This window comes from Thermoanaerobacter sp. CM-CNRG TB177 (genome assembly GCF_018588165.1).
In the GTDB taxonomy this organism is placed as follows: Bacteria; Bacillota; Thermoanaerobacteria; order Thermoanaerobacterales; family Thermoanaerobacteraceae; genus Thermoanaerobacter; species Thermoanaerobacter thermocopriae.
The window spans coordinates 58441-69819 of the sequence record NZ_JAFCAC010000056.1; the positions used below are offsets into that span (position 1 = coordinate 58441).

Annotated in this window: 15 protein-coding genes and 1 pseudogene; 3 read left to right on the top strand and 13 right to left on the bottom strand. The window is 33.6% G+C overall.

Annotated elements, in window-relative coordinates:
• Positions 1-182: 182 nt before the first annotated feature.
• Together I4N53_RS06140 and I4N53_RS06145 are read right to left on the bottom strand one after the other, a co-directional pair.
• Positions 183-899, bottom strand: coding sequence for a SurA N-terminal domain-containing protein (locus I4N53_RS06140; protein ID WP_009052069.1), 717 nt, complete (start codon positions 897-899; stop codon positions 183-185).
• 14 nt (positions 900-913) lie between these two features.
• Positions 914-1333, bottom strand: a complete 420-nt coding sequence (locus tag I4N53_RS06145; protein WP_009052068.1) for a hypothetical protein — start codon at positions 1331-1333, stop codon at positions 914-916.
• A gap of 419 nt (positions 1334-1752) precedes the next feature.
• Between I4N53_RS06145 and I4N53_RS12660 the strand changes: the two are divergent.
• A pseudogene (locus tag I4N53_RS12660) lies at positions 1753-2101 on the top strand (helix-turn-helix domain-containing protein); the annotation flags it as partial.
• 20 nt (positions 2102-2121) lie between these two features.
• Positions 2122-2337: a helix-turn-helix domain-containing protein gene (locus tag I4N53_RS12380; RefSeq protein ID WP_083768298.1), complete on the top strand. Its 216-nt coding sequence runs from the start codon at positions 2122-2124 to the stop codon at positions 2335-2337.
• Here the strand turns inward: I4N53_RS12380 and I4N53_RS06160 are convergent.
• From I4N53_RS06160 to I4N53_RS06210, 11 genes are all read right to left on the bottom strand, one after another.
• Positions 2253-2930 carry a Crp/Fnr family transcriptional regulator gene (locus tag I4N53_RS06160; protein ID WP_214495853.1) on the bottom strand — a complete coding sequence of 226 codons (678 nt, stop codon included), beginning with the start codon at positions 2928-2930 and terminating at the stop codon, positions 2253-2255. The two genes, I4N53_RS12380 and I4N53_RS06160, sit on opposite strands and share 85 nt — an antisense overlap.
• Before the next feature lie 36 nt (positions 2931-2966).
• Positions 2967-4295 (bottom strand): replicative DNA helicase, encoded by a 1329-nt coding sequence (gene dnaB / locus I4N53_RS06165; protein ID WP_012996257.1) that lies wholly within the window; start codon positions 4293-4295, stop codon positions 2967-2969.
• 22 nt (positions 4296-4317) lie between these two features.
• Positions 4318-4761: a 50S ribosomal protein L9 gene (rplI, locus tag I4N53_RS06170; RefSeq protein WP_013151041.1), complete on the bottom strand. Its 444-nt coding sequence runs from the start codon at positions 4759-4761 to the stop codon at positions 4318-4320.
• Positions 4758-6725, bottom strand: a complete 1968-nt coding sequence (locus I4N53_RS06175; RefSeq protein ID WP_013151042.1) for a DHH family phosphoesterase — start codon at positions 6723-6725, stop codon at positions 4758-4760. Before I4N53_RS06175 ends, rplI begins: the two co-directional genes overlap by 4 nt.
• A 26-nt stretch (positions 6726-6751) precedes the next feature.
• Positions 6752-7660, bottom strand: coding sequence for a YybS family protein (locus tag I4N53_RS06180; RefSeq protein ID WP_214495854.1), 909 nt, complete (start codon positions 7658-7660; stop codon positions 6752-6754).
• A gap of 4 nt (positions 7661-7664) precedes the next feature.
• Entirely contained in the window at positions 7665-7970 is a 306-nt protein-coding gene (locus tag I4N53_RS06185; protein WP_013151044.1) for a MazG-like family protein, read from the bottom strand.
• An 80-nt stretch (positions 7971-8050) separates the two neighbouring features.
• Entirely contained in the window at positions 8051-8320 is a 270-nt protein-coding gene (gene rpsR, locus I4N53_RS06190) for a 30S ribosomal protein S18 (protein ID WP_013151045.1), read from the bottom strand.
• Between the two features lie 14 nt (positions 8321-8334).
• Positions 8335-8787, bottom strand: coding sequence for a single-stranded DNA-binding protein (locus tag I4N53_RS06195; protein WP_013151046.1), 453 nt, complete (start codon positions 8785-8787; stop codon positions 8335-8337).
• A gap of 31 nt (positions 8788-8818) precedes the next feature.
• The gene (rpsF, locus tag I4N53_RS06200) at positions 8819-9106 is read right to left on the bottom strand and encodes a 30S ribosomal protein S6 (protein WP_012996264.1); all 288 of its coding nucleotides are present in this window, start codon (positions 9104-9106) and stop codon (positions 8819-8821) included.
• A 67-nt stretch (positions 9107-9173) separates the two neighbouring features.
• Complete coding sequence (locus I4N53_RS06205; protein ID WP_003867429.1) at positions 9174-9380, bottom strand: DUF951 domain-containing protein; 207 nt, start codon at positions 9378-9380, stop codon at positions 9174-9176.
• A 74-nt stretch (positions 9381-9454) separates the two neighbouring features.
• A complete protein-coding gene (locus I4N53_RS06210) occupies positions 9455-10309 on the bottom strand; it encodes a mechanosensitive ion channel family protein (protein WP_028992483.1) in 855 nt (284 codons plus the stop codon).
• Between the two features lie 150 nt (positions 10310-10459).
• Between I4N53_RS06210 and yyaC the strand changes: the two genes are divergently transcribed.
• Positions 10460-11023, top strand: a complete 564-nt coding sequence (gene yyaC / locus I4N53_RS06215) for a spore protease YyaC (protein WP_214495855.1) — start codon at positions 10460-10462, stop codon at positions 11021-11023.
• Positions 11024-11379: the final 356 nt, after the last annotated feature.

Here is an 11379-nt window from a genome sequence, read left to right on the forward strand (position 1 = left end):
AATATTTATGAATATTCCTATTGGCACTAAAATAAAGTCTTTAAGGCTTCAAAAGAAGCTTTCTCTACGTGAACTGTGTGGATTACAGTTTTCTAATAGGCAACATAAGGAAGTACCCTATTTTAAGGAGGAATTTTTGTCTTCATACATAAGGAACCCTCCCCAGCGTCTGGGCAATGTTCTCAAAAGTCTTTAAACATATCTTTATATTTATTGTTAATTGATATTTTAGCACTTTTTAGATATTCATCTATTATACTGTCCACATACCTTTTGTATTCATTTTGTACGTCGTTTGTCATATCTTCGGCTTTTTTCAATTTCCCGCTCTTTATCCCTTCTTCTATAATAGAATCGTACAATTTGTTAAACAACAATATCCTTCTTGCATTGTATTTTTCATAAGTATTCCAATATTCATCTTCTGTCATTCCACTTGCAGCAATCAATTCATTTAATTTTTTCTTTGCTTCGGGATACTCGTTAAATTCCTTCTTTTCTTTTTCTATATATGCATTTATCTCATTTTGCGAAACTTTTATATTGTATTTACTTGCCAGATATTCTTGTACTTTTTCTCTAATCAATTTTTGCAATATATAATCGTCTATATTATCTGCTTGCACTCCAGAGGCTAATGCTAATCCCTTCCTCAATTCAAATTCATTTTTGTATATCGGTACACCATTAACTTCTGCAATTATGTCACCTTCACCAATCTGCAATTTATCCTTGTTGTTTTTAAAAAAAGCAGATACTTTTTTCACAACATTATTAAATTGTAATTCATTTGCTTTTTCTTGCGGATTTGCTGCTGAAAATGAAAAAGCAACAATAGCTAAAATAAATATCAGAAAAACACTCAAACTAACTAAAATTAAAGTTTTTCCTTTTTTCACTTCAATTCACCTCCTCAAAAGCTAAATGTTAAAGTCGTATAGTCAGTCCAACTACTCGGTATCCAACTAGGATCTAATTGGAAAAGGGTCTTTGCAGTAGAATTAACAGTTTTTGTTGTCGTAGAATAATAATTGATTGTATAAGAACTATACAAATCAAAATATATTAATGTATTTGGATTCCAAATCGAACCATTCGGATTTTTTACGAATTTTGAAGTATCTATTGTACCAATTAAAACTCCAGAACTAGCATCAACAACATCAACACCTACCAAGTGACAATTGCCATTACCTATTTCAGGATGATTTGGCAAGTTGTTAAAAGCAGCAACATAATGATCATCAATAGACTTCATGGGGTAATCAATGTAATTAGAAGCACTGTAATTTACGTAAAAAAGAAAATTTTCATGCCCCAATCGCTTGACCATGCATAATGACGTATATAATTCTGGGTAAAAGCAGCAAAACTTGGAATAATATTAATACTAATCAGTAAAACTATAATTACATTTTTTTAAAACTTTTATCCAAGAAAACTAAGCTTTAAGTAACAATTCACTCTCATATGACACCTTCCATTCTTTTTATCGAATCTTTAATCTCTTGTCTTTTCTATTTTATGATCAATGCCCTAAAAATTAAATTTTAGTGTAAACTTACGTCACTCCCCTTGGAATTACATAATGCAAGTCTATTGCATCCTCTTCTCCTAATGGTACTACCCTTCTATCTCCTATTCTTTTTCATTCCATCCTCACTTCCCTTTACTTTTTCTTTCCTTATTTATATAATACGTGGTAAAAGAAACAATTACAAGCCGATTTGAATCTGCATGGGGTGTTAAAAAATGGATGGGTTTTATTATGACCTGGAAGGCTTTGGGGAAGAATTGAAAAATATAAGAAAATCTTTAGGCCTTTCTCAAATTGATGTTTCTGAGTATAGTTTTATTAATAGGGATACTCTTAGAAAAATTGAAAAAACAACTTTTATTTCTCGCCGAATCTGTTTTTGAAAAAACTGTCAATAAAGATTATGAAAAGGCTATGAAAAAGCTTGAAGAAGCAATGAAAGTTACTATCCCTGCTCTTTCCAATTACGCTGATTTTGTTTACAGTGATATGGAAGTTAGAATTTTAATGAATATCTCTTTGATACTCAAAAAAACAGAAAATCCTCAAAAAAGTCTTGAAATGAACTTTATGTGGTGATATTTATGAATAGGGTTGTCTTAAGCAGAATTGAAAATGGCAAAACATTGCCTTCTTTAGAGCAACTTATTTATATAGCTGAAAAACTTGAAGTGCCTGTAGGTTATTTTTTTAGTGATTGGAAGGAAAAATATCACTACAGCATCTCTTTAAGCTTTTCTATATCTTTAATTAATATTCTCTGCCTGTCAAGGCGTATTACCCCGTCTTTATCTAATTGACTTAAAATCCTTGTGACATTTTCTCTTGAGGTACCGACTATGTTAGCAAGGTCTTGCCTATTGAGATTTAAATCTAATAAAATTCCCTCTTTTGTGTTTATTCCTCTCTCTTTTGCGAATGTAAGAAGCACAGAAGCCGTTCTGCCAATGGAATCTCTTAAAGCAAGATTTTCTATTATCACAGCTACATTTTTTAATCTTTTTGCCATAAGTTTAATAATGCTTAAGGCTATTTCGCTATTTTTCAGTATTAAATTTTCTATGTCTTGATTTTTAAGTACAATTACTTCGGAATCCTCTATAGCCTCTGCAGTTGCAGGATATTCTCCACCAACAAATAGGACAGATTCAGCAAATATGTCTCCTTTTTCCATTATTTTAATAATGTACTCTTTCCCCGTAGAAGAGGTTTTTGATATTTTAACTTTGCCCGATCTTACAAAATATATAGCTTCTCCCTTTTCCCCCTCCATGAAAATAATAGAACCTTTTTTAAAAGATTTTATGATAGAGATCTTATGTATCTCTTCAAGGGACTTATCCTCCAGTTCATTAAAATAAGGGACTTTTTTAAGGTAATCAAAATCGGACATAATGACTTTCATCCCTTCTTAAAAGCAAACTAAAGATTATTCCGTTCTATATTTATCAAGACTTACAAATTTTGTATACTGTGCAAGCCATAAAAGTTCAACTGTACCTGTAGGTCCATTTCTGTGCTTTGCAATTATAACTTCTGCTATGTTTTTCTTTTCAGAATCTTTATGATAGTAATCATCTCTGTACAAAAACATTACTATGTCAGCGTCCTGCTCTATTGCTCCAGATTCTCTCAAATCGCTCAAAATAGGTCTGTGGTCTGACCTAGACTCAGGTGCGCGGGAAAGCTGTGAAAGGGTAATTACAGGAACATTTAATTCTCTTGCCAAACTTTTAAGAGACCTCGATATTTCTGAAATTTCTTGCTGCCTGTTTTCTGCCTTTCCTCTCCCTTGCATAAGCTGCAGATAATCTATCATCACCAACCCTAATCCTTTTTCCAGTTTGAGGCGCCTGCACTTCGCTCTTATGTCCATTACGCCAATTCCAGGAGTGTCGTCAATGTAAATAGGAGCTTTAGAAAGAGGAGTCATCGCAGCCGCCAGTTTCATCCAGTCGTCTTCATCAAGATTTCCTGTCCTAAGCTTTTGGCTATCTATATTGGCAGTAGAACAGATAAGCCTGTTTACCAGCTGCTCTTTTGACATCTCTAAGCTAAATATGGCAACAGGAAGGCCTGTCAAAAGAGCTGCATTTTGAGCAATATTTAAAGCAAAAGAGGTTTTTCCCATTGAAGGTCTTGCTGCGACTAATATAAAGTCAGAGGGCTGAAAGCCAGCAGTTTTTAAGTCAAGGTCAGGAAAGCCAGAGGGAATACCTGTGAGCTGTCCTTTGTTTTTATAAAGTTCCTCTATTTTATAAAAGGTATTCATTAACACGTCTTTTATAGGTGAAAAATTAGTAGTGTTTCTTCCCTGAGCTATATCAAATATTTTTTGTTCTGCTATGTCAAGGACAGTTTCTACGTCATCTCCTTCGTAACTTAACTCCATAATCTCTGATGAGGCCTCAATAAGTCTTCTCAATGTAGCTTTTTCTTTTATAAGCTTTGCATAGTAAGATACATTAGCAGTGGTGATGACATTTGAAGACAGACTTGCTATATAATCAATTCCGCCAATAGCTTCTAACATGTTACGCTTTCTAAGTTCATCAACCACTGTCACAAGGTCAACGGGGATGTCTTTTTCAAACATCTCCATCATTACATCGAATAATTTTTTGTGAGACTCTTTATAAAAGTCCTCTGCTTTTAGTATTTCAGAAACGTCTATTATGGCATCCCTAGATAGAAGCATTGACCCTAAGACAGATTGTTCAGCTTCTATGTTTTGGGGAGGGATTTTGCTCCACTCCATCCTTTATTCCCCCTTGCTTTAATTACTCTGCCACAACATCTACCTTCATTTTTGCTGTGACTCCTTGATAAAGTTTTATGTCTACATAATAGGTACCTGTAGTCTTTATACTCTCGTCAAAAGATATTTTTTTCTTATCAATGTCAAAGCCTTTCTCCTTTAAAGCTTTCTCTACATCTTTCGAAGTTACAGAGCCAAAGAGTTTGCCATTTTCTCCTGCTTTTACTTTTAAAACCAGGCTAATATTTGAAAGGTCTTGAGCTAATTTTTTTGCTTCTTCTAATTCTTGCTGTCTCTTTTTCTCTTCCGCCTTTTTCTTTTCATTAAGCACTTTTATGTTGGATTCTGTAGCCTCTATGGCAAGTCCTCTTGGAAGAAGATAATTTCTCCCATAGCCGTCACTGACATTTACAATTTCTCCTGCTTTACCTATATTTTTAACATCTTTCACTAATATGACTTTCATTTATCTTCCCCTTCCTCCTCAAAATATTCTTTAATAGCATTTTTTAAGTCTTGCAGTACTTCTTCTATAGGTTTTTTGACCTGAGCTCCTGCAACAGTTAAATGTCCTCCTCCACCGAGCTTTTCAAGGATAATTTGAACATTTATGTCTCCAAGAGAGCGTCCGCTTATGGCTACATCTTCTTCTCTTTTTAAAAGAACAAAAGAGGCTTGTACTCCCTTTATTGTAAGGAGCTCATCAGCAGCTTGGGCTATGATGAGATTGTTGGCATTTGGAGGGCTAACTGCTATTGCAATGCCATTATCCAGTATCTCGGCATTTTTCACTATCGAAGATTTTATTATATAAGACTCTATGTCATTTTGGAAAAGCTGCTTAACAGAGGTTGTATCTGCACCCTTTCTTCTCAAAAATGAGGCTGCTTCAAAAGTCCTAGAGCCTGTCCTGAAGGTGAAATTTTTTGTATCCACCGATATTCCCGCCATTAAAGCCTCAGCTTCTATAGGTTTTATGTCAATCTTGTCTACTATATACTGCAAAATTTCTGTGACTAATTCGCTAGCAGAAGAAGCATAAGGCTCTAAATAAACAAGCAAGGCTTTGTCAATAAACTCTTTTCCTCTTCTATGGTGGTCTATTACAGCTATTCTGTCTATAATATCTACAATCTCGGGATAAGTAAGATGACTTGGTCTATGGGTATCAACCACTATTAAAAGGCTGTTTTGGTCTACCGTATTTTTAACTTCACTACTTTTTATAAATAAATCTTCATAGCCTTTTGTGTTTTGTATTTTCTTTACCAATTCATCTATCGCTACATTAGACTTATCTAATACTATATAGGCTTTTTTACCTAAAGACATGCAGGCTCTATACATGCCAATCGCAGCCCCTAATGAGTCGAAATCCATAAAGTCATGTCCCATTATAAAAATCGTAGAAGATTCTTTTATAAGATCTCTTATGGCATGAGCAATTACTCTCGCCTTTACTTTTGTCCTCTTCTCAACAGCTTGTGTTCTTCCTCCATAAAATGAAATTTTATCTCCTCTTTTTATTACTGCTTGATCTCCACCTCGCCCTAATGCTAAGTCTAAAGCACTAGAGGCGTATTCATTTAAGGCTAAAAAGTCATTGGCATTCGCTCCAATTCCTATGCTCAAAGTTAAAGGAATTTTTATTTCTTCCCCAATTTCTCTTACTTTATCCAATATTTCAAATTTATTTTCTTCCAACGTCTTTAATCCTTCCTCTTTAAATATAACAAAGTATTTATCATCATCATATTTTTTCATAAAGGCTTTTATTGAAAAAGCCCATTCTGAAAGTTTTTTTTCTATTTCTGAAGAAACCACCGCTTTTTTAATATCTTCTACTGCCATCATCGCTTCTTCATAGTTGTCAATTATTACATGCCCTACCACGGGTCTATCGGAAGCTAAAGATTTTTTAAGCCTAAAGTATTCAGTGTTATCAAGAAACAAAAGAGTACAACTTAAGTCTTCTCTTTTTTTTCTTTTTGTTTGAGAATCTATTTTTAACACAGAATAGTAGCGACCGTTGAATTCTATTTGGTTCTTTTTCTCATCTGCTTTGCCTTCTGTGTATTTTTTTACCAGCTTTTTTATCTCTTCATTTTCATTAAAAGCCTGAGAATAGCTTACGTTATACCACAGGATCTCCCCCTTACTATTTAACACAACAGCAGGAATTGGCATCCTTGCTAAAAGGCTTTTTGATGCTTTGTCAACATTGAAAAATATATTTTCTATGTATTTATCTAACTCTAAACGTTTTTTCTTTATTTCGTAGTAATCACGTAAAAGCACCAAAAGAAAAATGATTAATGAAATAAAAGCAATTATCTTGTTGTAGTAAAACATTATGGCTATTAAGAGAGCTGATAGCAAAATATTTACCACATTGACAGAAGAAATTACTTTATAAAATTTCTTGTCCACAAAAACACCTCTCGTTTTTTAACTTGTTAATTCATATATTTTCTTAAATTCAAGCTAGTATCCACAATACCTATTACGAAAAGTAACCAAGAGGTAAGAGGAAAAAGAAATAAAAATACAAGGATTAAGTTAGCAGCCAATGATTTCATCTTCAATCTATGAATTAAATAATATCTTACTACTGCCAAACCTCCTAGTGTAAAACCCAGAGAGAGCAATGCTATTATATTAGTAGTTATTGCTTCCGGTTGCTTTAGAAAATATTGATATAACAACACTCCAATAAAAATCCATCCTGTTATATAAGGCATTTTCCATTCTTCAAAAGGAGGAAGTGCTTCTATATAGACCCTTTGAGTTTTTAAGACTTTGGATATAATTATATAATTAACTAAAATAACAGCCACAACTGTAACTAGTATGGATGCAGGTAAAGTCATCTTTAGTATTTCTTGAACCGCTAATAAATTGCTTCTTATAGCCGAAAAGTTTGGATGCCCTTGATAAATATATAATACTTCTTTTGTGCTTATATCAATTGTCTTAAAAAACAAATCAAACACATTTACTTTGAAGGCTACTTTTGTTAAGTACAATATTATAACTATCCCAAATATTGACACAATAGAGGTATCAATAACAGTTTCACTAGCTCTACGTTTTTTCAATATTAAATAGCCCATAGCAAGTCCTTGAAAGGCAAAAAATAAACTTATAAAAGCTGTAGCTATATCTACAAAAATTACATTTACAATAAATACTGCAAAAGATGATGCAATAGCATAAGATTTAGAGCTTCTTATACAAGTTATAGCAACGGGAACTGGTATTAAAAAAAACAGTACGAATAGTGGTGGAATATACACTCCTATTAACGTCATTATTACAGCAATTGCTGTCATCATTGCCGCATTGGTAAGTTTTCGTAAATCCATTAAATCACTCCCGTTTTCTACTATTTATGTATCTTTGTAGTCCAGAAAAATTATATTCACCTTCATTTTTATCAATAACTTGAAGTTTGAGTTTTTTTATCACCGCTTCATCCATTTCTTCAAAGTCATAGCCCAATTTCTCTCCTAATAAGTAGGCAAAAATTAAAATATCACAAAGATTGTCTCTCAACACTTCTCCATCTTCATCTTCATTAAAAGCTTTAAAAAGAGAATATACTTTTCCCAAGAGGTTTATTTTTAAATTTTCAATGTTCATAATATTTTTGGCAATCTCAAGGTTATTTTTCATTTTTCCATTCCACCTTTATTTTTGACAGCTTTTTTAAACAGTAAACTAAAAGAGGGCATTGCCCTCTTATAATTATATCATTATTCTACTGTATATGGTAGTAGTGCTATTTGTCTTGCTCTTTTAATAGCTCTTGTAAGCTGCCTTTGATGCCTTGCACAGTTTCCCGTTATTCTTCTCGGCAGAATTTTCCCTCTTTCTGTAATATACTTACGTAGCCTGGCCACATCTTTGTAATCAATCTTATCTATATTATCTGTGCAGAAAGCACAAACGCGCTTTTTCGCTTTTCTGCCCTTTTTCTTGGTAGTCGCCGCATTATCTTTTGCAGTAGTATTAGCTGTTGTCATCCTTCAACCTCCTTTTAAAAAGGTAAATCATCTTCACTCTCAATAGGTGTAAAACCCTCAAATTCTTCCGGTACATCTTCAAATACGCTATCAAAGTATTCATCCAAGTCTTTATTTTCTTCAGCATTGTTACTGCTGCCAAAACCAGATTTTGGCTCTAAAAATCTTACGTCATCTGCTACCACTTCGGTAACCCAGTGCCGATTGCCGCTATTATCATCCCATGTTCGGGTTTGAATGCTTCCAGTTACTGCTATTAACCTACCTTTTTTTAAATTGTTAGCACAAATTTCTGCAAGTTTTCTCCAAGTTACGATGGGTATGAAATCTGTAGGCCTTTCCCCGCTTTGACTAACATAATTCCTGTTCACCGCTAATGTAAATGTGGTAACAGGAACCATTTCAGAAGTATACCTCATCACAGGGTCTTTTGTAAGGCGGCCTATTAAAATAACCTTATTTAACATTTTTAACCCACCTTTTTATATTAATAAACGATCATTCGTCAGTTCTAATTATTAAATATCTCAAAACGCCATCTGTAATTTTATAAACTCTCTCCAATTCCTGAGAAACCTTTGAGTCGCTATTGAAGTTCATCAGTACATAATATCCCTCAGGTTTTTTGTCAATTGGATATGCTAACTTTCTCTTACCCCATTCATCAAAATTGGTTATTTCTCCACCATTTTCAACAATGAGGTTTTTAAATCTTTCTATTAAGCCTTTTCTTTCCTCTTCACTTAAATCTGGAGAGAGAATGTACATTGTCTCGTATGACCTCATTTTTTCACCTCCTTTTGGACTAAACGGCCCAAAAAAGGGCAAGGCGGCAATCTATAACCCTATTCTATCATTGTCCAGAGGGATTTTCAACTGTTTTTAAAATTTTTTTGATGCTTTTTTCAAATTTAGCTCTGGGCATCAAAACCATTCTTCCGCATTTTAGGCATTTTATGCGAATGTCCATGCCAACTCTTAAAATTTCCCATTCGTCAGAGCCACAAGGATGTTTTTTTTTCATCTTTACAATATCTCCAACGTGGAGTTCTTTTGGCAAAGCAATCACCTCAATTAATTTTTTCAACTTCCAAATCAAATAAACTAATACATTTGCAAACGTTGCTAACTAAGTTATGTATCATTATTTTTTATTGTAATATCTCTATGAGGATATGGAAATGCAATTTTTTCTTGATCAAATACTTTTTTTATCCGATATCTTATCTCCCTCTCAACTTCCCATTGCTTCATAGGCTCTGTTTTTGCAACAATAGTTATTAAAACTTGTGAATCTTGAAAATCCGTAATTCCCAAAACTGTAGGACCGTCTATTATATCATTTCTGGATTTTTTTATATCTTCACAAATTTGCTTAAGCACATTTGTTATTTTATCAACATCTTCTTCGTAAGGAACACCTACATTTACAAGCGCTCTCATACTGCCTCGTGTATGGTTTGTTACAGTCTTTATTTCTCCATTTGGTATTATATGTAAATCACCCGAAAAATCCCTTATTTTGCTTGTTCTAAGTCCTACTTCTTCAACAAGACCCGAAAAATTATTTATCGTTATATAATCCCCAACTCCAAACTGATCTTCAAATATTACAAAAAACCCCGAAATCACGTCTTTGACTAGATTTTGAGCACCAAAACCTATAGCCAAACTGCCAATTCCGGCAACTGCCAATATTGATGTCATATCTATGTTGAAAATTTTTAGTATTGAAGCAGCTGCTATGAAATAAATGACATATCTCAATATATTTTTGGTAAGAGACATTAAAGTGCCTATCTTTCTTTCAGGAAGCTGTATTTTTCCTTTTGCCTGTAATTTATAAAACCTTGATATAAGTATGTCCCCTATTTTTATACCTACAAAGGATATAATTAAAATTTTTATGATATCGAAAGTTACTTTTAATATTTTTATATCGTAAAGACTTAAAAATTTTTGGTATAGTTGGACTATTGCCTCCATCATATCACCCGCTTTACCTTCTTTATATTTTATATATTACACAAGTAAGAAAGGTTTTTCAACAATTAAAAACCGGAAATTACCTGTATTTAATTTTACATAGTTGCCAAAAATATATTTGAAAGACTCATCACCTAAAGAAAGGAGAATCATATGGAGCTTATAAATATAGAAGACAAAAATGCTTTGGGGCATTTTTATAAATTTTTTTCTAACTGCTTGACAGAACTATACGATTATCGAAAAGAAATAGTTTTGCTGTGTATAGGAACTGATAGGTCCACAGGGGATAGCTTGGGACCTTTAATTGGTCATAAACTAAAGCCTCTTCTTAAAGGAAAAGCCCATGTCTTTGGTACTTTAGAAGAACCACTACATGCAAAAAACATACATCAGGTTTTAAAGTACATAAATTTAAATTATGGACGTCCTTTTATGATAGCGATAGACGCTTGTTTGGGTTCTTTAAACCACGTAGGTCATATCTCTGTTGGAAAAGGACCTATAAAGCCTGGAGCGGGGGTTTCTAAAGACCTGCCTCCTGTAGGAGATATGTTTGTTACAGGAATTGTCAATATCTCTGGTTTTATGGAATACATGGTGCTTCAAAATACAAGACTTAGAACTGTAATGAAAATGGCAGATATAATTTCTGTGGGAATATACAAGACAATAAATGAAATATATGAAAAAAGCAAAGTAAGGGCTCAGTTTTAAGCCCCTTCAGATTATAGACAAACCTTTTTATGAATAAAATGTGGTTGTTAGCGTTTTGCACAAGTGAAGCGACTGTGATAAAGTAGTTACTAAACTTAGCGAGACCGACAGACGAAGGCGAGGCCGCAGCCAAGGACGGCGGAGGCGGGCACCTGAGACAGGGAAGTCGTATGTGCCTGGAACCCCGCCTGAGTCCGAGGTCGAGTTTTAGTTTAGTCTACTTTATCACCCTGAGCAAACTGTGCAAAAATGCCAATAAATAATAATACTTTGTCAACAAACTGAGGGCTTAGTTTTAAACTCTCAGACTGTAGACAAACTTTCGTAAAGGAGATATTTTGCATAAGGAGCGACTT